Source organism: Pauljensenia sp. UMB3104, assembly GCF_030217285.1.
Lineage (GTDB): Bacteria > Actinomycetota > Actinomycetes > Actinomycetales > Actinomycetaceae > Pauljensenia.
This window is the reverse complement of record NZ_JASONN010000397.1, coordinates 1-258: the sequence shown is the minus strand read 5'-3', so window position 1 is coordinate 258 and position 258 is coordinate 1. Positions and strand designations below refer to the sequence as shown.

Annotated in this window: 1 protein-coding gene; it reads right to left on the bottom strand. The window is 58.1% G+C overall.

The window, feature by feature from the left end:
• The coding region (locus tag QP415_RS12175; protein WP_285100249.1) for an aminotransferase class I/II-fold pyridoxal phosphate-dependent enzyme at positions 1–258 on the bottom strand (258 nt) is incomplete at both ends.

Sequence of the window (258 nt, the reverse complement as noted above, 5' to 3'; positions counted from 1 at the left end):
CCGTTCGCTGCCCACATCAGTTCCGGACGACGACGAACACCGGATTCTTTTTCTAGGTAGTCCGCGAGCGCGCAACGTAGTTCCATGAAGTCGCGATCCGGGTAACGGTTGAGACCCGCAGCCGCCTTGGCAACGGACTCAGCGATATCGGCAATCACGTTTTCGGAGGGCGAATACGGGTTCTCGTTGACGTTCAGGCACACCGGAACGTTGAGCTGCGGAGCACCGTAGGGCGAGAGTCCTTTAAGATCGGATCGA